This window comes from Psychromonas sp. B3M02, from assembly GCF_003318165.1.
Classification (GTDB): Bacteria; Pseudomonadota; Gammaproteobacteria; order Enterobacterales; family Psychromonadaceae; genus Psychromonas.
The window spans coordinates 1-26,122 of record NZ_QOCB01000033.1; the positions used below are offsets into that span (position 1 = coordinate 1).

Sequence of the window (26,122 nt, forward strand, 5' to 3'; positions counted from 1 at the left end):
AATACAATTGGTATAAAACGTTATTATTTACGTGGTAATTCTATTTTTTTAGCTTCGCTTGGGCGGTATAAAACAACAATATGACCAATTTTTGCAATCGCTAACGCTTCTGTTTCACGTACGATAGCATCAATAATAAGTTGTTTAGTTTCACGGTCATCCGTTGCTACTTTTACTTTAATTAATTCGTGGAAGCTGATCGCATTTTCGATCTCAGCTAATACACCTTCGGTTAAGCCATTTTGTCCTAGTAATACTACTGGTTTCAAAGGATGTGCTAAACCTTTTAAAAATTGTTTCTGTTTGTTTGATAATTTCATGCAAATATCTTTCATTAAGGGTTGAAAACGGTTCATTCTACCCTTAAATATTAACCTTTACTATTTAGATTATTATTTATCCTAATATTCGTTCGCTAAGGAAGTCATTGTGGCAAAACCAGACAGTACAAATCGTCTTAAAAAGAGTGCATCAGGCAGTTCAAAACGTTGGATGCAGGAACACGTCAATGATAAGTATGTGAAAGAAGCCAACAAGCAAGGGCTTCGCTCTCGTGCTGTGTTTAAATTAGATGAGATTAACGGTAAAGATAAGTTAATCCGCCCTGGTATGACAGTGGTTGACTTAGGTGCGGCTCCGGGGAGTTGGTCTCAATGGGCTGTTGATAAAGTAGGCATGAAAGGCAAAGTGATTGCCTGTGATATTTTACCTATGGACTCGATTGCTGGTGTGGACTTTTTACAGGGTGATTTCCGCGAGGAAGTGGTCTTAAATGCTTTATTACAACGTATTGGGGATAATAAAGTTGATGTGGTGTTATCAGATATGGCACCAAATATGAGCGGTAACGCTGGTATTGATCAACCGAAATCGATGTACTTAGTAGAGCTGGCTTTAGATATGTGTCGTGATGTTTTAGTGAAAGATGGCAGCTTTATCGTCAAAGTTTTCATGGGAGCAGAATACGAATCTTACTTGAGTGAAGTACGAAAATTATTCAAATCAGTTAAAACCAGAAAACCCGATTCTTCAAGAGCGAGATCTCGCGAGGTTTATTTAGTGGCGACCGGTTTTAAACTGTAGTAATCTGATTTACTATTATATTCTATTCATTTTAAACATGAGGTTTACATCTTGAACGATATGGCAAAAAACCTGATATTGTGGTTAGTCATCGCAGTAGTCTTAATGTCTTTATTCCAAGGATTTGGATCAGACGACACGAATAAATCACAAATCGACTATACCAGTTTTAACAAAGAAGTAAGCCAAGGGCTGATCCAACAAGTACAAATTAATGGTCAAGAAATTAAGGGCTTAAAAAGTAACCAAACACCGTTTGTTACTTACATCCCTGCACCAGATTTGGACTTAGTTAATTACCTTATTAAAAATGACGTAAAAGTAGAGGGTACACCTCCAGAGGAAACTAGTTTCCTAGCGTCTATTTTTGTTTCATGGTTCCCAATGCTGCTATTAATTGGTGTTTGGATTTTCTTTATGCGTAACATGCAAGGTGGCGGTAAAGGCGGCGCAATGTCATTTGGTAAGAGTAAAGCCAAATTGATGAGCGAAGACCAAATCAAAACAACCTTTGCTGATGTTGCTGGTTGTGATGAAGCTAAAGAAGACGTTGTTGAATTAGTTGATTACTTAAAAGACTCAAGCAAATTCCAAAAGCTTGGCGGCCGTATTCCTACTGGTGTGTTATTAGTAGGTCCTCCAGGTACAGGTAAAACATTATTAGCTAAAGCGATTGCCGGCGAAGCAAAAGTACCTTTCTTCTCAATTTCAGGTTCTGATTTTGTTGAGATGTTTGTAGGTGTTGGTGCATCACGTGTTCGTGATATGTTTGAACAAGCTAAAAAGTCTGCACCATGTATTATCTTTATCGATGAAATCGATGCTGTAGGTCGTCAACGTGGCGCAGGCATGGGTGGTGGTAATGATGAGCGTGAGCAAACATTAAACCAAATGCTAGTAGAAATGGATGGTTTTGAAGGTAATGAAGGTATTATCGTTATTGCTGCAACTAACCGCCCTGACGTATTAGATGCTGCATTACTTCGTCCAGGTCGTTTTGACCGTCAAGTAGTTGTTGGTTTACCGGATGTACGTGGTCGTGAACAGATCTTAAAAGTACATATGCGTAAAATCCCACTGGATGATGCAGTAAAAGCGTCTGTATTAGCTCGTGGTACGCCTGGTTTCTCTGGTGCTGATTTATCAAACCTAGTGAATGAAGCTGCATTATTTGCTGCACGTGGTAATAAACGTACTGTTTCAAGAGAAGACTTTGAGCAAGCGCGCGATAAAATCCTAATGGGGGCAGAACGTCGTAGCCTAGTGATGACTGATAAAGATAAAGAGTCTACGGCTTACCATGAAGCAGGGCATGCGATTGTGGCTAAATTAGTACCGCAGCATCACCCAATTCATAAGGTAACCATCATTCCTCGCGGACGTGCATTAGGTGTGACTCAGTTCTTACCTGAAGGTGATCAGATTTCGCAAAATAAAGATGAGTTAGAAAGTAGTATTTCGGTTGCTTATGGTGGTCGTATTGCTGAAGAACTTATCTACGGTGCACAAAAAGTATCAACAGGTGCATCACAAGATATCAAACAAGCATCGGCAATTGCTCGTGCAATGGTAACGGAATGGGGGTTCTCTGAAAAACTAGGTCCGATTCTATTAACTGGTGAGCAAGGTAGTTTACGTTCTAATGTTGTTTCGCATGAAACGGGTAAAGTAATTGATGATGAAGTGAAAGTACTTATCGATACTAACTACCAACGTGCTTACAAACTATTAACTGATAACATTGATATCTTACATGCTATGAAAGATGCATTAGTTAAATATGAAACTATTGATACTGAGCAAGTAGATGACCTAATGGCTCGAGTAACTGTTCGTCCACCAAGTGATTGGGATGATGAAAAAGAGTTAGAGTCAGTTAAAGATCCTGTAACTGCTGATAAAGTTGAAGATTTTGTTGAGCAAGATAAAACAGAAACAACAACTGAAACAGAATCAACAGAAAGTGAGCAAGATAAAGACAATAAATAATTATATTGTTTGTATACTCCCACTAAAAAAACCTAAGCTTGCTTAGGTTTTTTTTATTAACCAATTTAAGTGTGAAGCCATGATATTAAACAGCCGACATAAACAACTCGACCTAAGCCAACCACAAATTATGGGGATCTTAAATGTAACTCCTGATTCATTCTCAGATGGTGGGAAGTTTGCACAAGTAGAGCAAGCGGTGGGGCGTGCTAGAGAGATGCTTGAGCAAGGTGCTACCATTATTGATATTGGTGGAGAGTCAACACGTCCTGGTGCTGATGATGTTGTGTTGGCAGATGAGTTAGCGAGAGTCATACCTGTTATTCAAGCTATTAAACAAGAGTTAGACTGCTGGATCTCTATTGATACAAGTAAAGCAGAAGTGATGCGCGAAGCTGTAAAAGCAGGGGCTGATATTATTAATGATGTGCGAGCGCTGCAAGAAGAAGGGGCATTAGCAGCAGCAGTTGAAGCTGGTGTACCCGTTTGTTTAATGCATATGCAAGGCCAGCCAAGAAGTATGCAAAGCGCACCGGACTATCAAGACGTTGTTGCAGAAGTAAAAGCATTTTTAATTGAACGTAGTAAGCAGTGTATTGACCAAGGCATCAAGCGAGAAAATATTATTATTGACCTAGGTTTTGGCTTTGGTAAGTCCTTACAACATAATTTTGACCTGCTTAATGCAACTCAAGGTTTCATTGACTTAGGATTTCCGGTGCTAACCGGTGTTTCTCGTAAATCAATGTTTGGTCAACTACTAAATCGTGATATAAATGACCGTTTAGCAGGAAGTTTAGCTGGGGCAATGATCGCCATGCAGCAAGGCTCAAAAATTATCCGAGTTCACGATGTCCGAGAAACCGTTGATGTCATGAAAGTATTACAGCAAATAAATACCTTCAAATAGTAAAGGTATCCCCGACGATGGTAAAAGTTATTTTATGAATAAAAAGTATTTTGGTACCGATGGTATTCGCGGCAAAGTAGGTGAGTCTTTAATTACGCCTGAATTTGCTTTAAAGCTAGGTTGGGCTGCGGGCCGTGTATTAGCTAAATCGGGCAATAAACAAGTATTAATAGGTAAAGATCCACGTATTTCTGGTTACATGTTAGAAGCTGCATTACAAGCTGGTTTGACTTCCGCTGGTATTATCCCTGTATTGATGGGGCCAATGCCAACACCGGCTATCGCTTATCTGACGCATACTTTCCGTGCAACGGCTGGTATTGTTATCAGTGCATCTCATAACCCGTATTACGATAACGGCATTAAGTTCTTTTCCCATGAAGGGGTTAAATTATCTGAGAAAGTTGAACTAGAAATAGAAGCTGAAATTGATAAAGAACTAAAGTGTGTTGATAGCAGTGAAATGGGTAAAGCATATCGTATCAATGATGCTGCAGGACGTTATATAGAGTTCTGTAAGAGTACTTTCCCATCTGAGTTTAGCCTTGCTGGTTTAAAAGTGGTTGTCGATTGTGCTAATGGTGCAACTTACCATATTGCACCTTCTGTGATCAGCGAGTTAGGTGCAGAAGTGATTGCCATGGGTGTTGAGCCAAATGGGGTTAATATTAACCTTAATTGTGGTGCAACTAGTATGGATGCTATATCTCAGCGTGTTATTGAAGAAAAAGCAGACTTTGGTGTGGCTTTTGATGGTGACGGTGACCGAGTGATGATGGTCGATCATACTGGTCATGTACTAGATGGCGATGAGCTATTATATATTATAGCGCGTGATAAACTGCGTAAAGGTACTTTAAATGGTGGTGCTGTCGGGACTAAAATGTCTAACTTAGGTTTAGAGCAAGCGCTTAAAACTTTAGGTATCCCATTTGACCGTTCTGATGTGGGTGATCGCCATGTAATGGAGCTAATGAAGAAAAATGGTTGGACTATTGGCGCTGAGAACTCTGGCCATGTTATTTGTGCTGAGCATTTAGCAACGGGTGACGGTATCGTGTCTGGGTTACAAGTAATGGGTGCAATGCAAGGTAGTCGTATGAATCTACACGATTTACGCCAAGGTATGAGAAAATACCCGCAAATACTAGAAAGCATCCGTTACAACAATGAAATTGATCCATTACAAGATGAAGACGTACTTAAAGAGTTAGCGCGTATCGAAGCCTTATTAGGTGAAAAAGGGCGTGTTTTATTACGTAAATCGGGTACTGAACCTGTCTTCAGAGTAATGGTTGAAGCTGATGAAAGCGAAGAAAAAGTGTTAGGCTATGCTAAATCGCTTGCGAGTAAAGTAAAGGTTTAAACAAGGTTGTTAAGTAAGCCTAATTAAATGATTTAATGTAGGCTTACTATTATATGTGAAACTATTTGATGTTTTTTTAAACGGTTTAGTCGGTTGCAATAACAAGTAATTAATTTGTATCAATATTCACTTGTTATCTGCACCAGCATTGGGTAGTATTCGTCCGCTTCTTTGTGGGAGCACAGGAAGTTTTAATAAGATAAATTAGGTAATGTGAATATGTATGAAATACTGTTAGTTGTTTATTTAATTGTTTCAATTATTTTAGTTGGTTTTGTATTAATCCAACAAGGTAAAGGAGCAGGCATGGGCGCATCTTTTGGCTCTGGTGGTTCTAACACAGTATTTGGTGCAAGTGGTTCAGGTAACTTTATGACTCGTACTACTGGTATCTTAGCGTTAGTGTTCTTTGTACTTAGCTTAGTATTAGGTAACCTGTCTTCACATCACGTTTCAACAAACGAAGAGTTCTCTAACTTAGAAGTTGAACAGGTTTCTGAAGTTCCTGTTGAAGTTGATACCTCTACTCAAATTCCTGAGTAATAGTTTTTAAAGCGGATATGGTGGAATTGGTAGACACGCAGCCTTGAGGGGGCTGTGGCTTAGGCCGTGAGAGTTCAAGTCTCTCTATCCGCACCAAATTATGTTTTTTGATTGCGCTAGTATGTGTCATTCGCTATAATATGCGCGTTTTCAAGGCAATCAAATAAACAAACAGTAAGATTATTTGTTTAAGCCTCAGATAAAAGATTTTAGTTTGAATGTTTTAAGTAATGTTTAAACAACAGTTTCGGACGCGAGATGGAGCAGCTTGGTAGAAGTTAGTCGGGCTCTTTCTTAGCGGTAAAAGGCGAAGGTCGTTGGTTCAAATCCAGGTCTCGCAACAAGTGATTTATCACTTCATTAAAGTTTTAGTTTGAATGTTTTAAATAATGTTTAAACAATAGTTCGGACGCGAGATGGAGCAGCTTGGTAGCTCGTCGGGCTCATAACCCGAAGGTCGTTGGTTCAAATCCAGCTCTCGCAACCACTTTCTACAAGGTAGTTTATGATTAGCTTGTTAAGGTGAATAAAGTGATTTTTTACTTTATTACTACATTCGATATTGCAGTGCTCAATAGCAATATCTTGTTTGATTTAATCAAACAAAAAGAATGAAGCTCCAATTTATTGGGGCTTTTTTGTTATTTGCGTATTTGATTTTTTAAATTGGTACGCTTTCTAACAACTTATGTTTATGAAAAATAAACATAAGTTGTTAATTAAATAGGGCTATATGCCCTTTTTTTGTTTCTGAAAGGGGATAGATTTGGCAAGTTTAGAAGAGCGTCTAACGGAAATGTTAGCGCCAAGTGTGGAAGATCTTGGCTACGAATTGGTTGGTATTGAATATGTTCGTGCGGGTAAGCACTCAACATTACGTATTTATATTGACCAAGAAGAAGGTATTTTAGTTGATGACTGTGCTGCGGTAAGTCGTCAAGTAAGTGCGATTATGGATGTTGAAGATCCAATCACCAATGAATACACATTAGAAGTATCGTCTCCAGGTATGGAAAGACCCTTATTTAATGCTGCACAATATGCTGCATTTATAGGTGAAGAAGTGAAAATCCAATTGCGTATGCCGATTCAAAATCGCCGCAGATGGAAAGGTGTTATTAGTAGTGTAGATGGAGAAATTGTTTCCATCTCAGTTGAGGGTAAAGAAGAGCGCTTCGCGCTGAGTAATATCCAGAAAGCGAATATAGTTCCAAAATTTGATTAATTAAGGCGTTAAAAATGAATAATAAAGAAATTTTATTGGTTGTTGAAGCGGTTTCAAATGAAAAAGGCTTACCGAGAGAAGCAATTTTTGAAGCATTAGAAAGTGCATTGTCTATCGCAACTAAAAAGAAATACGAATTAGAAATTGAAGTACGTGTTGATATTGATCGTGAAACGGGACATTTTGATACATACCGTCGCTGGTTAGTGCTTGCGACTGATGCTGAAATGGAAAACCCAGCAAAAGAAATGACTTTTGAAGCTGCACAATACGATAACCCTGAGATTCAAGTAGGTGAGTTCATTGAAGATCAGATTGATTCAGTGACATTTGACCGTATTACAACACAAACGGCAAAGCAAGTTATCGTACAAAAAGTACGTGAAGCTGAGCGTGCACAAGTTGTTGCACAATATGCAGAGAAAGAAGGCGAGTTAATCACTGGTGTGGTTAAACGTATGACTCGTGATAGTATTTTATTAGACCTTGGTAACAATGCTGAAGCGGTTATCTTCCGTGATGAAATGTTACCACGTGAAAACTTCCGTCCAGGTGATCGTCTACGTGGTTTATTATTCAAGGTAAGTCCTGAAGCACGTGGTGCGCAATTATTCATGACGCGTACTCAACCTGAAGTGTTAGTTGAATTATTCCGTTTAGAAGTACCAGAAATCGCTGAAGAGATGATTGACCTGATGGGCGCTGCTCGTGATCCAGGTTCTCGTGCTAAAATAGCGGTTAAAACAAACGACCAACGTATTGACCCAATCGGTGCATGTGTTGGTATGCGTGGTGCACGTGTTCAAGCTGTATCAAATGAGCTTGGCGGTGAGCGTGTTGATATTATCCAATGGGATGAGAATCCAGCACAATTTGCAATTAATGCAATGGCACCAGCTGAAGTAGCTTCAATCGTTGTTGATGAAGATACACATAGCATGGATATCGCAGTAGAAGAAGATAACCTAGCACAAGCTATTGGTCGTAACGGTCAAAACATTCGTTTAGCATCACAACTTACTGGTTGGGTATTAAATGTAATGACAGTAGCTGAACTGCAATCTAAGCACCAAGCTGAAACTGATAATGTTATTTCATTGTTTACGTCTGCATTAGAAATTGATGATGACTTTGCTGGTGTATTGGTTGAGGAAGGCTTTAGCTCTCTAGAAGAGATTGCTTACGTTCCTGCTGAGGAGCTACTAGCTATCGACGGTCTTGATGAAGAGATGGTTGAAGAGATACGTACTCGTGCGAAAGATGTATTAGCAACAAAAGCGCTTGCTGAAGAAGAAAGCCTTGAAGGTGCAAAACCAGCTGATGATCTATTAGCACTTGAAGGCTTAGAAGCTCACCTTGCATTTGTTATGGCAAGTAAAGGTGTAGTTACGTTAGAAGACTTAGCAGAACAAGCTGTTGATGATCTACTAGAGATTGATGAAAAACTAGATGCAGATAAAGCAGCAGAGCTAATTATGGCTGCTCGTAACATCTGTTGGTTTAGTGAAGATGCATAATAGCGTCAGTATGGAGAAATAAATAATGTCAGAAATTCTATTAAAAGACCTCGCAAAAGACTTAAATAAATCTGAAGATGCGTTAGTTCAGCAGTTTGCGGCTGCCGGTATTACTAAGAAAGCTAGCGACACAGTAAGCGTTGAAGAAAAAGAGAAATTAACAAGTCACCTACAAAAACAACATGGTGGTGAGCAAAAACAAAAAATGACTTTACAACGTAAAACAAAAACAACGTTAAACGTAAAAGGTCAATCAAACGCAGTAAACGTTGAAGTACGTAAAAAACGTACTTTCGTTAAGCGTACTGATGAAGAGATTCAAGCTGAAAAAGCGGCAGAGCAAGCAATCAAAGCAGAAGCTGAAGCAAAAATCCAAGCAGAATTAGATGCGAAGAAAGAGCAAGCTGAAAAAGTACTAGCTGAGAAATTAGCAGCTAAGAAAGAAGCGGAAGAAAAAGCAAAAGCAGCAGCTGCAGCAAACAAGCAAAAACAAGCGACTTCTAAATCAACTAAAACAGATGAGCAACTTCAATTAGAAAAAGAAGCGGCTGACCTACAGAAAAAAGCTGAAGCTGAAGCGCTAGCTAAAGTTGAAAAAGAAGCAGCATTACAAGCTGAAAACGCTAAAAAACTAGCTGAAGAAAATGCAGCGCGTTGGGCAAAAGAAGAAGCTGACCGTAAAGCAGCTGAAGGTGCTGATTACCACGTAACAACTTCTTCAGAAGCTCGTGCAGCAGAAGATTCTGTTGATGCAAAAGCGGAAGGTCCAACTCACCGTAAAAAGAAAAAGAAAGCAGTTGCAGATAAGCCACTTGAAACACCTTACTCTCGTCGCAACGGTCGTAACAACCGTCGTGGTAAGAAAGGGGCAACAGCAACTCCTTCTGCACTTCAACAAGCATTTGAAAAACCAGCTGCTAAAGTTGAGCGTGACGTTAAAATTGGTGAAACAATTTCAGTTGCAGAGCTAGCAAGTAAAATGGCTGTAAAAGCAACGGAAGTGATCAAGGTTATGATGAAGATGGGTGCAATGGCAACTATCAACCAAGTAATCGACCAAGAAACTGCTTCTATTGTTGCAGAAGAAATGGGCCATAAAGTAATCCTAACCAAAGAAAATGAGTTAGAAGAGTCTGTAATGGCTGAAGCGCAACAAGGTGGTGCTAAAACATCTCGTGCTCCTGTTGTTACTATCATGGGTCACGTTGACCACGGTAAAACATCATTACTTGATTACATTCGTCGTGCAAAAGTTGCTGACGGTGAAGCCGGCGGTATTACACAGCATATCGGTGCTTACCATGTAGACACAGATAAAGGCATGATCTCGTTCTTAGATACTCCTGGACACGCGGCGTTTACGTCAATGCGTTCACGTGGTGCTAAAGCAACGGACATAGTAATCCTAGTAGTTGCAGCAGATGATGGTGTTATGCCACAAACTGTTGAAGCGATTCAACATGCTAAAGCTGCTGGTGTACCATTAATGGTTGCAGTGAACAAAATAGATAAAGAAGGCGTTGATTTTGACCGTGTTAAAACGGAACTTTCACAACACGACGTTATTTCAGAAGAATGGGGCGGTGAAAACATCTTCTCATACGTTTCTGCAAAAGTAGGTACTGGTGTTGATGACTTACTAGACAGCATCTTACTACAAGCTGAAATGTTAGATTTAGAAGCGGTTTCTACAGGTCCAGCATCAGGTGTGGTTATTGAATCTCGTCTTGATAAAGGTCGTGGTCCAGTTGCTTCTATCTTGGTACAACAAGGTGAACTTAAACAAGGCGATATCGTATTATGTGGCCTTGAATACGGACGTGTTCGTGCAATGCGTGATGAAAACGGTAAGCCAATTGAGTCTGCTGGTCCATCTATCCCTGTTGAAGTACTTGGTTTATCAGGTGTTCCACAAGCGGGTGATGAAGCGACAGTTGTTAAAGATGAGAAGAAAGCACGTGAAGTTGCATTATACCGTCAAGGTAAATTCCGTGATATCAAACTAGCTCGTCAACAGAAAGCGAAACTTGAAAACATGTTCTCTAACATGGAAGCGGGTGAAGTATCTGAACTTAATGTTGTACTTAAGTCTGACGTTCAAGGTTCACTTGAAGCGATTTGTGAGTCACTAAACAAACTATCTACAGATGAAGTTAAAGTAAATATCATCGGTCGTGGTGTTGGTGGTATTACCGAAACTGACGCATCTCTTGCTTCAGCGTCTGGCGCAATCGTAATCGGCTTTAACGTACGTGCTGATGCATCTGCGCGTAAATTAATTGATAACGAAGCAGTTGAATTACGTTACTACAGCATCATCTATGATCTAATTGATGAAGTACGCTCTGCAATGAGTGGTTTATTAGCACCTGAGTTCAAACAAGAAATTACAGGTATTGCTGATGTACGTGAAGTATTTAAATCACCTAAGATTGGTGCAATCGCTGGTTGTATGGTGACGGAAGGTACTATCAAACGTAACAACCCAATTCGTGTACTACGTGAAAACGTGGTTATCTACGAAGGTGTACTTGAGTCACTACGTCGCTTTAAAGATGACGCAAACGAAGTTCGTAACGGTGTTGAGTGTGGTATCGGTGTTAAGAACTACAACGATGTACGCGTAGGCGACCAAATCGAAGTATTTGAAACTATTGAAGTTAAACGTACTCTTTAGTTTTAATATCTGAATATTGATGACGAATGGGGGCTTTTGCCTCCATTCTTATTTAAACAGCACTTAAAAGGGTGCTGATTAGGAGTTACAAATGGCAAAAGAATATAGCCGTACTTCTCGAGTTTCTCAGCAAGTACAAAAAGAACTTGCACGAATTCTACAACAAGAAGTAAAAGATCCACGTATTGGCATGGTGACTATCTCTGGTGTAGATATCACTCGTGACCTAGCTTACGCAACGGTATTTGTTACCTTTTTAACAATTGGTGACCAAACAAACGAAGAATCATTAAAAGGCTTAAATGCTGCTTCTGGTTACATTCGTCGTTTACTAGGTAAAGCAATGCGTTTACGTATTGTGCCGGAAATCCGTTTTACCTTTGATGAAACATTAACTGAAGGTCTACGTATCTCTGAGCTAGTAAGTGGCGCAGTGAAAAACGATAAAGTGAAATTAAAAGAAGCGGGTCGTGAAGACGAGCAAGAAGAGGAAACACAGTAATGGCAAAACGTGGAAAGGGTCGCCCGATTAATGGCATCGTTTTATTAGATAAACCTACGGACATCAGTTCCAATCATGCATTACAACGTGTTAAACGTATCTTCTTTGCACAAAAAGCAGGACATACTGGCGCATTAGATCCACTTGCGACTGGTATGTTGCCTGTTTGTTTAGGGGAAGCGACTAAGTTTTCACAGTTTTTATTAGATTCTGATAAACGTTACACAGTGACCGCAACATTAGGTGTAAGAACCGATACCAGTGATTCACAGGGTGATGTTGTCTGTGAAAAGCCTGTTGCAGTGACACAAGAGCAACTTGATCAAGCCTTGGATACATTCCGTGGTGAGATTGAACAAGTGCCTTCTATGTATTCAGCCTTGAAATTTGAAGGTAAGCCTCTATATAAGTATGCACGTGAAGGGATCACCATTGATCGTCCGGCTCGTCCAATTACGGTTTATGAGATCAATCAATTGCGCTTTGAAGGCAATGAAGTTGACCTCGATATCCATGTAAGTAAAGGCACTTATATTCGTACAATTGTCGATGATTTAGGGGAGTTATTAGGCTGTGGAGCACACGTTTCTATGTTACGTCGTACACAAGTTGCTGATTACCCATATCAACGTATGGTCACTATTGAAGAGCTTGAAGCATTAATTGTAAAAGCGAAAACGGAAGATATCAGCCCATACGATCTGTTAGACCCGCTATTATTAGAGATGGATACGGCTGTCAAAAATTACCCGGAAGTAAATATTTCTGATGAAATGGGCGCCTATGTATTACATGGCCAACCTGTACAAGTGTTTGGTGCACCAGACAATACGATTGTTAGAATCACAGTAGGTGATCAAAAAACCTTTATTGGTGTTGGACAAATGAATGATGATGGTTTAATTGCGCCAAAACGCTTAGCTAACTTAGATCTCTCTTAATTGTATTTCTAGTGAATGGGTATCAATATGACTAAAATAGACTTTTCTCAAATTAATAAAACGGCCGCTGACTCTTTTAACCAGCAACGTAACGTTATTAAGCGTATTGCAAAAGGCCAGACGGTACTTTGTGAAACCTGTGATAAACCATTAACCTTAAGTGTGCTTAGCGAAGGTGAAAGTGGCGTACAATGTAGTAAAGGTTGTACCCAGATTAATTTAGAACTCGAACAGTAAAAGTTCAGGTAGAGGTAATATTTAATGAGCTCAGAACTATATTTTATTTACGACTCTCATTGTCCATGGAGTTATGCAGCAACCCCATTAGTAGTTGCACTGGAAAATGCATTTCCTGATATGGAAATAAATGCATGGCACTGTGCGCATTATGACAGTAGTAATAGTGTTGGATTTAATACGCTTAAATCTGTAGAGCAAGAGAGTGATGTTATTTTTTCTCAGGACTATGTTCGTTTTGTAGATAGCCCTAAAAACAGTATTATCAGTGCCAATTTATTAACCTGGATTGCTGCTAAGCAACCAGAGAAATTATTGCCTGTATTACAAGCCTTACAACATGCACATTTTGTTGAAGGTAACTCTTTAGGTAAAAAAATTGATTTTACCGAATTAGCCGAAACGCTAAAACTCTCGATACCTAATAAGGTGTTTAAAGAAGAGTTAAGTAAAGATGCCATGTTTGTTCAATCAGACATTAGCGAATTACAAGGCTTTATGGGGACCGCTTCTTTCCCTGCTTTATTGTTGGTACACAATGATAATGCCGTACTGTTAAATCATGCTCAATATTTGAGTAACCCACAAAGCATTGTGGCCGATGTAGAGAAACAGCTACAAGGTTAGTCCTTACCATTCTGCGACTATTAAAGGGAATGTGCTAAAACACATTCCCTTTTTTGTTAACCGTTACTTATTGCACTTCTTAATACCTAAACGCATACTGTATTTTTATCAACAGTTTCAATGAGAATACAAAATGGCCGATAGTTTCCTGCTTTTTGATATCGAACAAAAAGATCTGCTTGCTGATGATGTGTTACCCTATTTTGAAGAAAGTATTTTGCCTCGAGCATGGGAAGATCAAGCCTTAACTTTTGCTGAAGGTTCACGTGTTTATGCTTATCTTAACGATCAGCAAGTGCCAGCAGTGATTGAAGCAGCCATTGCAGGAGGCTGGCATCTGGCTATTTTACCTCACCCTGGTGCTTTATATGCTAAACGTGGATTTTGTGCTCAAAGTAGCCTTAAAAAAGCGATTCAAGATGCTGAAAAAAGCGAGGTAAAACAAGTTGATATCGTTCGCTGTAATGATCAAATTCTCTTATCTTCACTGGTGTTAGGGGAAAGCTTTAATCTGATTCCTACCGCTAAAAGCTTAGGTTTTACAGATAGAGTTAAACTAGGCTGGCATAACATCACTAAAATCCGTCAAGCTTGTCCTAAAAAGATGACCTTTATCACTGCCAATGAAACGACAGTAACCACTGCTGCCTTAGGCGTGGTGATTGCTGGGCATGTGCATGACTCTTGGTTATCAAAACATATTTTACCTAATAGCCATATTAACGATGGTATGTGTCATGCCATGATTATTGCTCCTCGGAGTGTGATGGAATTATTGCGTTTCTTTATCATGACCTCAGTCATTAAATATTATTCTTTACCGAATTTTTTAGGGTTAATCAAAACCACCGCGTTGACTATTACCAATGGCGATAAGTTTGAATATTCAATGGATGGCCAAACGCATGACGCTGACACGCTAGCCATTGAAACTCAGCCAGAGCAATTAGCATTACTAGTAGGTGAGTCATTACCGATAATCGATGCTTCAAGTGCCAAAAAAGAGCAGGTTAAAACCACGCGTTTACCATCAGGTGGGGCAGTCTCTGAAATCGCTTCTAAGCCATTGGCGTTTATTGCTCATGCGGCAACTGATGAATTTAAAGATTTATATCAACTATTAAGAGACAACGCGACGGCGTCTTCTGCTTTCTTAACCTTGATGGGGTTATCAACCTTATTAGCGAGTGTTGGGCTATTTGCCAGCTCCGCTCCCGTCATTATTGGCGCGATGATTTTAGCGCCGTTAATGGGGCCGATTATCTCATTATCCATGGCCATGGCGCGACAAGATCCTTCGCTATTAACGGCCAGTGCAAGAACCTTAGGCATTGGTATATTGGTGTCGTTAGGGTTTTCTTCAGCAGCTAGTTTTATTATTCCTATGGAGATCACGACACCAGAAATAGCAGCGCGATTAAGCCCAAGCCTATTAGATTTAGGCGTCGCGGTTATTTCCGGTATTGCAGGTGCGTATGCACATGCCCGAGTAGATGCTGCGAAGAGTTTAGCCGGAGTAGCAATTGCCGTAGCCTTAGTGCCTCCTCTATCGGTAACAGGGATTGGTATTGGTTGGATGGATTCACACGTAGCTTGGGGCGCTTTGTTATTGTTTCTTACCAACTTGGCTGGAATTGTATTTGCAGCAGCGTTAACTTTCTTAGCACTGGGTTTTGCCCCCTTTACTCGCGCTAAAAAAGGTTTGATGATCGCCTTTATCGGTGTGGCGTTAGTATCTATTCCTTTGGTGTTTAGTTTCTTACGTTTATCGCAAGAGGCTAAAATAATGCAACAGCTGGAAGGCAAAGAAATAGGGCAAGTGGTACTCCGAGAAGTGTATGCTCGCGCACTTGAGCCTACTGAAATATCATTAAAAATTGTTACGCCAGAGACTTTAAACAGTGAAAAACTGGATAAAATTAAAAGCAGCATCGAATCGCAGTTACAACAAAAAGTAGTCATGGAAGCACAAGTGGTTATTCGTAGAGAATAGAAGTGAGTGATCACTCACTTTGTTGGGCTAATGGCAGTTAATTAAAAGGACAATGAAACATGTTAAACTGTTCTTTTATTTACGTTTTATTAATGGATTTATAACGGTTCTTTATGTTTACGCTTCGTCCTTATCAACAAGATGCTGTCAATGCGACCTTGCATTATTTTCGGCGCTTTAGTTCGCCAGCTGTGTTGGCTTTATCTACCGGTGCAGGTAAGAGCCTGATTATTGCAGAGCTTGCAAGAATAGCCAAAGGACGTGTGTTAGTACTTGCTCACGTTAAAGAGTTAGTAGAACAAAACCATGCTAAATATGAAAGTTATGGAGTCGAAGCTTCTATCTTTTCAGCAGGTCTTGGGCGTAAAGAAACCTCGCAGCAAGTGGTCTTTGCATCGGTCCAGTCGATTGTAAATAACCTAGATTTATTTGATGATGCGTTCTCATTATTAGTCATTGATGAATGCCATCGAGTGCCTATGCAGGGTGACTCAAGCTATCAAAAAGTGATTAAACACTTACAAGCCATCAACCCAAACTTAAAGGTGTTAGGGTTAACTGCTACTCCCTATCGATTAGGTTTAGGCTGGATTTATCAATACCATACACGTGGCCAAGTCCGTAGCGAAGCTCCTCGCTTTTTTCGTGATTGTATCTTTGATTTACCTATTCGCTTTTTATTAGATGAAAAGTTTTTAACTGAACCGAAAGTGATGGACATGGCGGTATTAAGCTATGACTTCTCACAAATCTCCCCAGCTAATACGGGCTCTTATAAAGAAGCTGATTTAAACAAAGTGATTGAGAAGTCCGGTCGAGCCACACCTGAAATTATTAAATCAGTGATCGAACATGCAGCAGATCGCCAAGGGGTCATGATTTTTGCGTCAACAGTGAAACATGCTGAAGAGATCATGGGCTATTTATCAGAGCAAAGTGCCGCTTTGATTATTGGCGATACCGCCAGTAAAGATCGTGATCAAATAATCCAAGACTTTAAACTTAAAAAAATTAAGTACTTAGTCAATGTCTCTGTGTTAACAACAGGGTTTGATGCGCCACATGTCGACCTCATTGCGATTTTACGACCTACTGAATCAATTAGTTTATATCAACAAATTGTCGGGCGAGGATTGCGCTTATCGGAAGGTAAAACAGATTGTTTGGTGATGGAGTTTGCCGGAAACTGTTATGACCTATATCAGCCAGAAGTAGGGCAAGAAAAGCCAGAGAGTGGTAGTGAGATTGTGACTATTCCTTGCCCAGCTTGTCAGTTTAATAATAACTTTTGGGGAAAAGTGGATCCAGCAGGTTTTGTTATTGAGCATTATGGGCGAAAATGCCAAGGCTACTCTTTAAAAATAACCGAAGATGAGCAAGGTAATAAGTTTGAGGAGCGCGTGCATTGTGACTATCGATTTCGAGCTAAATTTTGTGACCAATGTGGTTTAGATAATGATATTGCAGCACGAGTGTGCGGACACTGTGAGGCGGTACTAGTTGATCCAGACAAAAAACTACGTGAAGCATTAAAATTAAAAGATGCCATGATTATTCGTTGTGATGAAATGCAGTTAGAAGGCACTAAAAATAAACATGGTAAAAACCAATTAAAGGTAACCTACCATGGTGGGCAGGGGCAAATAAGTGAGTTTTGGCAATTAACCACCGCAAAGCAAAAAGCGATATTTTTGCAGCGCTTTATTCAGCCACACTTAATTGATCGTTTTCGTCCTTTTACTGATTCTTCGGTAACCAAAGTGATTCAAAATGAACATAGGTTGCAAGCCCCCGAGATTGTTATTGCTCATAAAGTTGGACGATTTTGGCAGGTAAGGGATAAATTGTTCAATATAGAGCAGTTTCCTAAAGCCGTTGAAATATTAGAACAAATAGAATCCTAAAAAAGCATAGGTTTGATCTTTAAGGCACTCGTGTACATATTGAACTTAAAGCATATTGAAATTGAAACATATTAAATAAGGTTAATATTATGAATAAGTTACTTTATATCCTGATCGCGATTGCTGTAATCATTGTCATTGCATTTTTTGTCATGGGAATAATGTCTAAAAAAGGCCAAGCATTAGGGCTAAAAGAGGGGCGTTTACAAGCTTGCATGAGTACTGATAACTGTGTGATCAGTGAAGTGATTGATAACCAAGCTGCGACTATTGAGCCCTTATCTTTTAGCGAGCCCAAACCAGTCTTTATAGATAGGCTCACAACGGCCATTAACTCCATGGGCGGCGAAGTCGTAACATCTGATTCATCGTATATCGCTAGTACTTTTACATCGGGAGTGTTTGGTTTTGTGGATGATGTAGAGTTCAGAGTAACTGATGATCAACAATTGCACTTCAGGTCTTCTTCGCGTGTAGGGCGTAAAGACTTTGGCGCAAATAAAAAACGTATTGAGCAACTTAAGGCGTTATTAGCTGACCAATAAGAGCAAAAGGAATTATCTTGGATAAAAATATTGAACAACTATTAACGTTAGTGGCAGAGACAAACGACTTGTTAATAGAAAAATACCCAGACCTATCAAGTACGGTTGGGTTATTAGAGCAAAGTTTACAAGCGTCAAATGCCGTGACCATTAATAATATTAAACGCAACGTAAAGTTGATGTTTATTATCTTGGATGCACACCCTGACGTTGTTGGAGTAGGCACAGGAGAAGCAGGTACCGAAGCCTTTACCTTTATTGATCAATATCAGCTATCAGCAATCACTACTGAATTAGTCATGCAACTAGCTGAAAAATATATTGTTTAATTGTATTGCCTACATCACCTATTGAGCATTTTCATTGGAGAAACACATGAGTAAAAAGATATCGACTTTATCAATGATAGGAGCAGCCTTACTAACGGCCGTGCTAAGCCATCCTTTAGTCCATGCTGAGTCTGAGCATCAACAGGGCCCTGGTCCTGGTCATCCTCCTTCGCCAGCTGATACCGCTGAAAATGCAGCCATCCAAGCTCGCTTAGGAGATACAAGCACACTGATGGGGTCCATTGCCATTCCTGAGTCGGTAGATACCTGTGGAGATGAGCCAGGAGTGCCACGTTTACTGTGTTTAATTGAAATATTGAAATCAAGTGTCTCTGATGAAGTATTAGCATTAATGCAATTAGACTACTCTGTTGCTGAAGCCAAAAAGTGGAGCAATCTTCCAGCGGGTGCATTTCCTTCTCGTCCTGGTGTCTTTTTAGGCGAACTAAAAGTTGAGCAACGTGGTGTGGTTAAAGCCATTCTAATGGAAGCCGCAGGACTAAAAGAAAATGAAGGCTTTGATGAATTGCTACAAACCCTTAATGCTGATGATTATATCGGCACAGTCAGTGATGATTATAAAGCCGGTTATTCATCATTCAACGCTAAAATAGCTTTCTTAGGGACACCGTCTCAAACGGGTCTTTGGGAGCTATATTATGGGGGACATCACTTAGCTTTCTCAAATACATACAAAGAGGGGGAATTGATTGGCGCGACGCCTTCATTTAGAGGAATAGAACCTTTTCATGCCTTTGAAATGAATGGACGAACTAATATTCCGATGCTACAAGAGAGAGATACTTTTGCCGCGTTGCTTAATGCTTTGACGCCAGAACAATTAAAACAGGCTAAACTAGAAGGGACTTATCGCGATATTTTAGCTGGCCCGCAGGCCGATGATGCTATTCCTGAAGAGCAGGAAGGATTAAGTGTTAGTCAACTCACTAACACGCAAAAAGTATTGTTACTGAAAGCGATTGCCACCTATGTTGAAGATATCAATGCCATCGATGCTAAAAAATATATGGATAAATACCGTGAAGAACTCGACGATACTGTGATTGGGTATTCAGGTACAACTGATTTAAACAGTGAAGATGACTATGTACGTGTTGATGGGCCTTCGCTATGGATTGAGTTTTCTTTACAATCTAATAAATCAACCAACGAAAAAGGCAATCACCCACACTCAGTATGGCGAGATAAAACCGATGATTACGGCGGCCAAACGGAATGATATTTGCGAAGTTATTGCTTGCACAGGATAAGTTAAACACAACTATGCAAGTGAGTTTACTTGTATTGTTGTGTTTACTCAGTGCACCAACAGTACAGGCTCATTCACTTCCAGGGAGCGTGTTAACCTTATCAGAAGCTCAGAATGATACGTTAACCATAGCGATTAGTTTCCCTTTAGAAGATCTTATTATCGCAGCACCTGAACTTGAAGGGTTAATGGAACTTGAGGATGAGCAAAAGCTACCAGAGAAATCATTAAAGCAATTGAATACCTACTTGCAAGCGCATATGTTTATCTTAAGTGGAACGAAACAGTTAACGCTGCTCCCTCAACAAGCGGAAATAGATGTGGTTTACCATGACCATCTCGGGTATTTTCGCTCTTTGGTTGTCGAGTTAACGGCAAAATTGCAACAAACTAGTTCGTTTCCATTGCGCTTAAGTTACGATGTCATCATGCATGAAGTCCGAAATCACAGGGCAACGGTCTACTGGCAAGAAGCGGATAATAGCTTAACTACATTATCTAACTTTGGGTTCAAGAAGTTGCACGGGAAACCAGTGCTTCATCATTTAAATCACTAACGAATTGAGCTAACTAGTTTGTGAGTGAATAAAGTGAGTTAAAGCGATAGATAATATTCCACTAAAAATAATAATAAAAAAGAGAAGGTAAGCATGAACGTTAACAAAATAGCATTAATTATAGGCATCATCTGTATCCTACTGGGGACCACCGTTTCTGTTTTAGGGATTTGGGGATACATTGGTGATAGTGGTTTGGTATGGCGTGCATTATCTACATTAGTGGTCGTATTACTGGGCGTGATTTTAGCGGTCACCATTAATAATATGACCTCTGGAAAAGATAAATAACCAACTCATGGGTTGTGCTTGAAATGAAGTAAATAAGAGAGCTGTAATGCTCTCTACTTCATTAATTCAAATAATCCGCCTACCAGCCAGTTCTATATCATTGAGCCCGGTAAAGGTCTAAAGGGCGAAGGGATAGGTGGTAAACTACTTAGCTAAAAGGCTATAGGTTATTAAAGCCTCGCAACGGCAACGTCTTTGCCTGTAACCAGTTTTCTGGCGCATAGTCACTTTCACCATCTGTGACATGTAAAGTAAATGCTTGTCGAGATGTTGCAGACCGATTCGGTGCGCTGTAATGCGGTAAGCGCCCTTGAAAAACCACTAAACTCCCTGCTTTGACTTCAACACTTTTTCCACTTTGCTCCGTTGGCCAAGGTGTTTCATCTAAACTTACCATAGTCGTTTGTGTACCATCTAAGTTAAAACGCTCACGAAGTGGCCCTAAATGACCGGCAGGCTCGACCCATAAACAGCCGTTTTCAAGGGTGGCATCTTCAATAGCAAACCATAGGGTAATAACACTTTGTGGCGTAGTATAAAAAAAGCTCGCATCTTGGTGCCAATTAACCTCACCGCCAATATTGGGTTGTTTAAAGATATACATAGATTGGCGAATTTGTGGGGATACCATGCCAAGGTCTGCCACAATTTCACCCAATATTTTTTGATGGCTAAACTCGCTAAAAACCGGATCAAGTTGATGTAATGCGTGGCCAATTTTATTAATACATAACGCACGATCTTGCACTAACTGAACTTGTTCGTTAAATGCCTCTTCTTCAAAGAAACATCTTATTTTCTCTGCGGAATCTAAAAAGTAGTTGTTATCACTGCGGTCATTATCTCTAGTGGTAAACACATGCTCTGGGCTATCTTCTGCCCACTGCATGACTAATTTGTTAGCTTGCTGTTTAATGGCTTGAATTTGCTTATCTGAAAATAGTGACGCTAAGACAATAAAACCCTGTTGCTCATAATGTGTAACTTGTTCTTCAGATAACATGCCAACTCCCTTTTTAGCAATAAACGAATTATTATAATTGGTACTACAACTAGCACTATAGCTGGCTGTTTTCATTAATAACATTGAAAAAATATCATATCTATTTTTCTTCTTAGGAATATAGAGTGTGTATAGAGGTGAGGGAAGATTGAAATTCAATGTTTCTGTTGTGGGGAAGGGCTTTTTTCACGTATCTTTATGATAATAATTTCACTAAAATTATTAATTGTTTGATTTTATGTATAAGAAAGGCATTTTTATGCTAATTTTAACAAATTAAACCATTCCGTATTTCCACCTGAAATATGGAATTTTTCGGTTTAATAAATTGTTATATTTTTTTCTTACTAGAGTCGACTGAGAGGCAAAATTGGAAACTTCAGAATACGTTGCAATCATTGCATCCTTATTCGCTTTGTTATCGGCGATTTACGCAAGGAGGACTTGGAAAGTAGCAAAAAGCGCAAATAATATTGCGAGAATGAATACTCTTCTTACTCTAAAGCAGCACTACTCCAAGCTTCAACAAACAGAGTACGAAAATTCGAAAACGTGGTTAGATTGGAAAAATAGTAAGGTAAGTGATGGATATACTGAAACATGTTTTGTTGCCGCTGCGGATTATCAGAAAAAGCATAGGCATGTAAGCGAGCAGCTTGAACAATTAAAATCAGAGCTATTAAACAATAAAATATAACAAACGCTTTAAACCTGATTCGCTAACGCTCAAACATGGCACATGTTCATCCTAAGTTTAAGCGGGCGTTAGCATTCTCATTAATTCATCAGGAGGGAGTATGGTTCGGAAGTTAGAGTTAGAAATTAGAGACTACATCAATGCGTCTAGGCGGCAGTTTCAAATCATGGGGAATAAAGCAAACTGGAACAAATTGTGTTCAGCGCTTGATCTTGTAGGTGATACTGAGCTGGCAATAGAAGAATACCCTAATTTATGTTCAACACGGAGTGACGGAGCAAGTTATCTTCTAGTTTATGGTATTTTACAAACCTTATTGTTGCAGCAAGATGCTGCAAAACATATTGCTGACGCATTAGGGCTGAAAAACATAAAGCGTCCTATGCAATTAGACGAAATTCGAATTATACGAAATAGTGCTGCGGGGCACCCTACATCTCAAAAAGAAAATGGAGCGCATAAGTCTTGTTTTATATCTCGCTTCTCTTTGAGTGCCGTCAGCTTCAAAATGGTGACATCATTCTCTAATTCATCAGAACCTAAGTTTACAACCGTTAGCATCCCTTCGTTATTAGAAATTCAAGGGAAATATATTGCTGAACTATTAGAGCAAGTTGTAGATGAAATTAAAAAGCAAGAAATGGAGCATAGATTAATGCACAAAGACAATAAACTTGAAGACTCATTCCCTCAAACATTGAGTTATCACTTAGGCAAAATTTATGAGGCTACATATACGAGACAATCATTTGCATTGGGTAAAGTTAATTTGACTACGGTGTCTCAGGTATTAGAAAGTTTTAAAAATGCTCTTGAATCACGTTCTGAGTGGGGGATTTATGATTCAGTTAACTTTCACTATGAACAGTTAGAGTATCCTCTTCAACAATTAGACCTCTACTTTGACGGTGAATCAACATTCAATGAAAAAGACGCTTATATATTTGCTAGCTTTGTCGAGAAGCAGTTCGATGAACTTATAGAAATCGCCAAAGATATCGACAAAGAATACGAGTCAGAGTGCTAGCAAAGTATTTTAAAGTGATTCGCAACGCTTGGCACTTTCGCTTCGCTCAAGTATAGCCAAGCGCAGCTCACACCTAATACGGCGCTATATTTTTGTAGGATTTATAGCATCAAATATTATCACTCAGAAATTGCTCTGTTAGTGACTCATCAATCTATCTTGTTATGGAGGGCTACTTAGCTTTTCTTGTATCGATAATCTTTAGTAGACCTTACTTATTTTAGTTTTGTAAAAGGCTAGTTTACCTTTTCCCTTTTACCTTCTACCTTTTACCTTCTTCTCACCTTCTCCTTACGATAAAAATAAAAACACTGTTGTTGATTTTCCTCAATGAAAGTTTTAATTTATATTAATATAATACAAATAGGCAATGCGTTGATCTTTAGTTAACACTGACACTACGAACTCTAGGGGAAATAATGAAAATATTAACATTTGGCGAAATGATGTTACGTCTAAAACCAGTTGCATTTGAACGTATTTTACAAACTAACACTTTTGAGGCCGCCTACGGTGGCGCTGAAGCAAATGTTGCTGTGTCTCTTGCGCAATTGGGACATGATGCTGCTTATCTATCTAAGTTTCCTGACAATCCATTAGGGGAAGCTGCCGTGGGTACATTAAGAAAGTTTGGTGTCGATACAAGCCGTTCCTTACGCGGCGGTTCAAGATTGGGCTTATATTTCTTTGAAAAAGGCAACGGTGCGCGTGGTACTGGCGTTGTTTATGATCGTGCTGGTAGTGCGATTGCGGAGGCTGAAAGTGATGAATTCGATTGGGCTGTGCTTTTAAAAGACGTAGAAGTGTTTTATTTCTCAGGCATTACACCGGCCATTTCTAAAGCATTAGAAACGGCATTAAAAAGCGCATTAGATTTCTGTAAAGCCAATCACATTCAAGTCGTATGTGACCTAAATTATCGCGGTAAAATGTGGAAGCCCGAACAAGCTCAAATTGTGATGCATGAGCTAATGCCATTTGTTGATGTTTGTATTGCAAACGATGAAGATTTTGAAGCAATGCTGGGTATTAAAGCCTTTGATGGTGACCTGTCACATGGTATTGAGCAAATAGACGATTTCCGTGAAGGGATGAAAGAGGTCACGAGACGCTACCCAAATTGTAAAGTGGTTGCGAGTGTTTTACGTAATATTAATTCCGTTGAACAAAGCGATTGGATGGCTATTTTATACCAAGATGAGCAGTTCTATGACACACCAATACATAACGTGAATGTGATGGAAGGTGTGGCTGCAGGTGATGCCTTTGGTGCTGGTTTATTACATGGGTTGGTTAATAAGCTTGAAGCGCAAGAAACTATCGAGTTTGCTATTGCGGCAAGTGTTTTAAAATTATCTATTAGCGGTGATTTAAATCTGGTCACTGAGTCAGAGATTCGTACTGCGATGCAAAAGGGCAGTAATGCTCGGTTAAGTCGTTAAGCACTAACAGCAGCGCCTGTTAAACTTAAAATATTAATAGGTGCTACGTTTTAATCTTAATCTCAACCTTAATGGCTATCCACTGAGCCACTTCAGCCTGCGCAAAATTGAGAACACTTATTTAATGCAATTGCTATAACATTAACTGACAACGTTATTTCTGCCCTTAGATTTTGCTTTGTACAGTAATGTATCGGCAGTACTAAACCAAGTAGTAAATTGCTCAGGGGACGCATCTTCAAATGCATATAGTCCGATACTGGCAGTACATTGAATGGTCTTTTCTTCGAACTCTATCACTACTAATTCAATTTGTTCACGAATGTTCTCTGCAATTTTTTCTGCCTGTTGTTGTGATGCATGGTGTAACCAAATCAGAAACTCTTCACCACCAATCCTCGCTGTCCAATCGGTTTCGCGGGTCACTGATTTAATGCACTTAGCAACGGACTGAATCACAGCGTCACCAGCTGCATGCCCATAATTATCATTCACTTTCTTAAACTTATCTATATCCAAGATAAGGATTGCACCTGTCACATTCCCTTGTATTTTATCTATTTTGTTATACATTTCCCGTCGGTTCATGCAGCCGGTCATTGGATCGGTGTTAGCCAAGGTTTTAAGTTGTTTAGTTAATAAAATTTGATGTCTAACGAAGATAAGGCAATAAATAACAGCAATGACAGTTAAAAAGACTAAAAAACTGACGAAGAGCGTTTCATTGTGAGACTTTTTTAGTGCTTGTTGAATATTCTTTTCAACAACCTGAGCCCCCATTAAGTCACCTATTTTCCATTGTTCTGACCCCATTAAACCTAAGACTTTATTATGGCAATTTATGCAGGTGTTATCTGTTGCATAAAATGGCCAAATTGAACGAAGTATGGTATCTCCATTGCGTGTAAAAATAGTTGTTTTCATACTTTTAACTTGATCTGTTTGTAACATTAACAGCTGTTCGTGCATGAGATCATCGGTGGGCTCTAGCCTGATTGCTTTACCCGGAAAGCCGACCACTTCTGAAAATAGAGAGCCTCCAAAAAGCGAGTTTAAATCGGTGAGTTGTAAAGCATGTCGTCTGAAAATGGCTGGATTAGGGAGCTTTCCACTCGCATATTGTGCTTCAAAGTCTGAATAGGCACGTACAAAACCTTGGCTAAGCTTAATCACTAAGCCACCTTCGTTTGTTGCATCTGAAACAATTGCTTCTCGATGTAATTGAGATAGGTAATAATAAATTGAAATGGCAGAAAAAGATGCGATAGCCAAAATGATTATGCTGCACAAGGGAGTTAAACAGTTAACCTGTCCTGTTAGTTTTTCTTCATTTTTTTTCACATTGCAGCCTTTCCAGTCATGATGACACTGAATTGATAAGTTTATATATAATAGTTCATTTGGAGGCATTAAAGTCATCAATAATATATGTATTATAAATATAAAC

Annotated in this window: 25 protein-coding genes and 2 tRNA genes; 24 read left to right on the forward strand and 3 right to left on the reverse strand. The window is 39.4% G+C overall.

All coding sequences use genetic code 11. From position 1 onward, the window contains the following. Positions 1-23: 23 nt before the first annotated feature. Positions 24-320: a ribosome assembly RNA-binding protein YhbY gene (gene yhbY, locus DS885_RS04610; protein WP_113818288.1), complete on the reverse strand. Its 297-nt coding sequence runs from the start codon at positions 318-320 to the stop codon at positions 24-26. A gap of 109 nt (positions 321-429) precedes the next feature. On the opposite strand from yhbY, the gene rlmE reads away from it, so the two are divergent. From rlmE to DS885_RS04715, 21 genes are all read left to right on the forward strand, one after another. Beyond that, entirely contained in the window at positions 430-1,083 is a 654-nt protein-coding gene (gene rlmE, locus DS885_RS04615; RefSeq protein ID WP_113818231.1) for a 23S rRNA (uridine(2552)-2'-O)-methyltransferase RlmE, read from the forward strand. A 51-nt stretch (positions 1,084-1,134) separates the two neighbouring features. Then, positions 1,135-3,072, forward strand: coding sequence for an ATP-dependent zinc metalloprotease FtsH (ftsH, locus tag DS885_RS04620; RefSeq protein WP_309472379.1), 1,938 nt, complete (start codon positions 1,135-1,137; stop codon positions 3,070-3,072). Between the two features lie 79 nt (positions 3,073-3,151). Beyond that, on the forward strand, positions 3,152-3,982 hold the full coding sequence (gene folP / locus DS885_RS04625) for a dihydropteroate synthase (RefSeq protein WP_113818232.1): 831 nt from the start codon (positions 3,152-3,154) through the stop codon (positions 3,980-3,982). Positions 3,983-4,016: 34 nt separating this feature from the next. Continuing rightward, positions 4,017-5,348: a phosphoglucosamine mutase gene (gene glmM, locus DS885_RS04630; RefSeq protein WP_113818233.1), complete on the forward strand. Its 1,332-nt coding sequence runs from the start codon at positions 4,017-4,019 to the stop codon at positions 5,346-5,348. A gap of 219 nt (positions 5,349-5,567) precedes the next feature. Beyond that, a complete protein-coding gene (gene secG, locus DS885_RS04635) occupies positions 5,568-5,891 on the forward strand; it encodes a preprotein translocase subunit SecG (RefSeq protein ID WP_113818234.1) in 324 nt (107 codons plus the stop codon). Between the two features lie 11 nt (positions 5,892-5,902). Further along, positions 5,903-5,987: transfer RNA gene (locus DS885_RS04640), tRNA-Leu, on the forward strand. 314 nt (positions 5,988-6,301) lie between these two features. Then, positions 6,302-6,378: transfer RNA gene (locus DS885_RS04645), tRNA-Met, on the forward strand. 279 nt (positions 6,379-6,657) lie between these two features. Continuing rightward, positions 6,658-7,116: a ribosome maturation factor RimP gene (rimP, locus tag DS885_RS04650; protein ID WP_113818235.1), complete on the forward strand. Its 459-nt coding sequence runs from the start codon at positions 6,658-6,660 to the stop codon at positions 7,114-7,116. 14 nt (positions 7,117-7,130) lie between these two features. Continuing rightward, positions 7,131-8,633 carry a transcription termination factor NusA gene (gene nusA, locus DS885_RS04655; protein ID WP_113818236.1) on the forward strand — a complete coding sequence of 501 codons (1,503 nt, stop codon included), beginning with the start codon at positions 7,131-7,133 and terminating at the stop codon, positions 8,631-8,633. Between the two features lie 25 nt (positions 8,634-8,658). Next, the gene (gene infB / locus DS885_RS04660) at positions 8,659-11,310 is read left to right on the forward strand and encodes a translation initiation factor IF-2 (protein WP_113818237.1); all 2,652 of its coding nucleotides are present in this window, start codon (positions 8,659-8,661) and stop codon (positions 11,308-11,310) included. 91 nt (positions 11,311-11,401) lie between these two features. Next, positions 11,402-11,812, forward strand: a complete 411-nt coding sequence (gene rbfA, locus DS885_RS04665; protein WP_113818238.1) for a 30S ribosome-binding factor RbfA — start codon at positions 11,402-11,404, stop codon at positions 11,810-11,812. Next, positions 11,812-12,753, forward strand: a complete 942-nt coding sequence (gene truB, locus DS885_RS04670) for a tRNA pseudouridine(55) synthase TruB (RefSeq protein ID WP_113818239.1) — start codon at positions 11,812-11,814, stop codon at positions 12,751-12,753. The genes rbfA and truB overlap by 1 nt, the downstream gene beginning before the upstream one ends. A gap of 27 nt (positions 12,754-12,780) precedes the next feature. After that, entirely contained in the window at positions 12,781-12,990 is a 210-nt protein-coding gene (locus DS885_RS04675) for a hypothetical protein (RefSeq protein WP_113818240.1), read from the forward strand. Positions 12,991-13,014: 24 nt separating this feature from the next. Then, positions 13,015-13,617, forward strand: coding sequence for a protein-disulfide isomerase (locus DS885_RS04680; RefSeq protein ID WP_113818241.1), 603 nt, complete (start codon positions 13,015-13,017; stop codon positions 13,615-13,617). Positions 13,618-13,750: 133 nt separating this feature from the next. Continuing rightward, on the forward strand, positions 13,751-15,610 hold the full coding sequence (locus tag DS885_RS04685) for a TIGR00341 family protein (protein ID WP_113818242.1): 1,860 nt from the start codon (positions 13,751-13,753) through the stop codon (positions 15,608-15,610). Between the two features lie 113 nt (positions 15,611-15,723). Further along, entirely contained in the window at positions 15,724-17,514 is a 1,791-nt protein-coding gene (locus DS885_RS04690; RefSeq protein WP_113818243.1) for a DEAD/DEAH box helicase, read from the forward strand. 89 nt (positions 17,515-17,603) lie between these two features. Continuing rightward, positions 17,604-18,059 (forward strand): DUF1499 domain-containing protein, encoded by a 456-nt coding sequence (locus DS885_RS04695; protein WP_113818244.1) that lies wholly within the window; start codon positions 17,604-17,606, stop codon positions 18,057-18,059. A 17-nt stretch (positions 18,060-18,076) separates the two neighbouring features. Next, on the forward strand, positions 18,077-18,388 hold the full coding sequence (locus tag DS885_RS04700; RefSeq protein WP_113818245.1) for a hypothetical protein: 312 nt from the start codon (positions 18,077-18,079) through the stop codon (positions 18,386-18,388). A gap of 46 nt (positions 18,389-18,434) precedes the next feature. Continuing rightward, on the forward strand, positions 18,435-19,628 hold the full coding sequence (locus DS885_RS04705) for a DUF3500 domain-containing protein (RefSeq protein ID WP_258546845.1): 1,194 nt from the start codon (positions 18,435-18,437) through the stop codon (positions 19,626-19,628). Continuing rightward, the gene (locus DS885_RS04710; RefSeq protein ID WP_113818246.1) at positions 19,625-20,215 is read left to right on the forward strand and encodes a hypothetical protein; all 591 of its coding nucleotides are present in this window, start codon (positions 19,625-19,627) and stop codon (positions 20,213-20,215) included. Before DS885_RS04705 ends, DS885_RS04710 begins: the two co-directional genes overlap by 4 nt. 93 nt (positions 20,216-20,308) lie before the next feature. After that, on the forward strand, positions 20,309-20,506 hold the full coding sequence (locus DS885_RS04715) for a hypothetical protein (RefSeq protein ID WP_113818247.1): 198 nt from the start codon (positions 20,309-20,311) through the stop codon (positions 20,504-20,506). 160 nt (positions 20,507-20,666) lie between these two features. Here the strand turns inward: DS885_RS04715 and DS885_RS04720 are convergent, their stop codons facing one another. After that, a complete protein-coding gene (locus DS885_RS04720; protein WP_113818248.1) occupies positions 20,667-21,509 on the reverse strand; it encodes a phytanoyl-CoA dioxygenase family protein in 843 nt (280 codons plus the stop codon). A gap of 370 nt (positions 21,510-21,879) precedes the next feature. Between DS885_RS04720 and DS885_RS04725 the strand changes: the two genes are divergently transcribed. The 3 genes from DS885_RS04725 (at position 21,880) to DS885_RS04735 (ending at position 24,675) form a co-directional block, all read left to right on the forward strand. Continuing rightward, the gene (locus DS885_RS04725; protein ID WP_113818249.1) at positions 21,880-22,206 is read left to right on the forward strand and encodes a hypothetical protein; all 327 of its coding nucleotides are present in this window, start codon (positions 21,880-21,882) and stop codon (positions 22,204-22,206) included. 100 nt (positions 22,207-22,306) lie between these two features. Continuing rightward, positions 22,307-23,233 (forward strand): hypothetical protein, encoded by a 927-nt coding sequence (locus tag DS885_RS04730; RefSeq protein WP_113818250.1) that lies wholly within the window; start codon positions 22,307-22,309, stop codon positions 23,231-23,233. Positions 23,234-23,652: 419 nt separating this feature from the next. Further along, the gene (locus DS885_RS04735) at positions 23,653-24,675 is read left to right on the forward strand and encodes a sugar kinase (protein WP_113818251.1); all 1,023 of its coding nucleotides are present in this window, start codon (positions 23,653-23,655) and stop codon (positions 24,673-24,675) included. A gap of 141 nt (positions 24,676-24,816) precedes the next feature. Here the strand turns inward: DS885_RS04735 and DS885_RS04740 are convergent, their stop codons facing one another. After that, positions 24,817-26,016: a GGDEF domain-containing protein gene (locus DS885_RS04740; RefSeq protein ID WP_181817695.1), complete on the reverse strand. Its 1,200-nt coding sequence runs from the start codon at positions 26,014-26,016 to the stop codon at positions 24,817-24,819. Between the last annotated feature and the right edge of the window lie 106 nt (positions 26,017-26,122).

Coding starts and splice junctions, on each gene's coding strand:
- yhbY (WP_113818288.1), bottom strand. CDS start 320: ATGAAATTATCAAACAAACAGAAACAATTTTTAAAAGGTTTAGCACAT.
- folP (WP_113818232.1), top strand. CDS start 3,152: ATGATATTAAACAGCCGACATAAACAACTCGACCTAAGCCAACCACAA.
- glmM (WP_113818233.1), top strand. CDS start 4,017: ATGAATAAAAAGTATTTTGGTACCGATGGTATTCGCGGCAAAGTAGGT.
- secG (WP_113818234.1), top strand. CDS start 5,568: ATGTATGAAATACTGTTAGTTGTTTATTTAATTGTTTCAATTATTTTA.
- nusA (WP_113818236.1), top strand. CDS start 7,131: ATGAATAATAAAGAAATTTTATTGGTTGTTGAAGCGGTTTCAAATGAA.
- infB (WP_113818237.1), top strand. CDS start 8,659: ATGTCAGAAATTCTATTAAAAGACCTCGCAAAAGACTTAAATAAATCT.
- rbfA (WP_113818238.1), top strand. CDS start 11,402: ATGGCAAAAGAATATAGCCGTACTTCTCGAGTTTCTCAGCAAGTACAA.
- truB (WP_113818239.1), top strand. CDS start 11,812: ATGGCAAAACGTGGAAAGGGTCGCCCGATTAATGGCATCGTTTTATTA.
- DS885_RS04675 (WP_113818240.1), top strand. CDS start 12,781: ATGACTAAAATAGACTTTTCTCAAATTAATAAAACGGCCGCTGACTCT.
- DS885_RS04680 (WP_113818241.1), top strand. CDS start 13,015: ATGAGCTCAGAACTATATTTTATTTACGACTCTCATTGTCCATGGAGT.
- DS885_RS04685 (WP_113818242.1), top strand. CDS start 13,751: ATGGCCGATAGTTTCCTGCTTTTTGATATCGAACAAAAAGATCTGCTT.
- DS885_RS04690 (WP_113818243.1), top strand. CDS start 15,724: ATGTTTACGCTTCGTCCTTATCAACAAGATGCTGTCAATGCGACCTTG.
- DS885_RS04695 (WP_113818244.1), top strand. CDS start 17,604: ATGAATAAGTTACTTTATATCCTGATCGCGATTGCTGTAATCATTGTC.
- DS885_RS04705 (WP_258546845.1), top strand. CDS start 18,435: ATGAGTAAAAAGATATCGACTTTATCAATGATAGGAGCAGCCTTACTA.
- DS885_RS04710 (WP_113818246.1), top strand. CDS start 19,625: ATGATATTTGCGAAGTTATTGCTTGCACAGGATAAGTTAAACACAACT.
- DS885_RS04715 (WP_113818247.1), top strand. CDS start 20,309: ATGAACGTTAACAAAATAGCATTAATTATAGGCATCATCTGTATCCTA.
- DS885_RS04720 (WP_113818248.1), bottom strand. CDS start 21,509: ATGTTATCTGAAGAACAAGTTACACATTATGAGCAACAGGGTTTTATT.
- DS885_RS04730 (WP_113818250.1), top strand. CDS start 22,307: ATGGTTCGGAAGTTAGAGTTAGAAATTAGAGACTACATCAATGCGTCT.
- DS885_RS04735 (WP_113818251.1), top strand. CDS start 23,653: ATGAAAATATTAACATTTGGCGAAATGATGTTACGTCTAAAACCAGTT.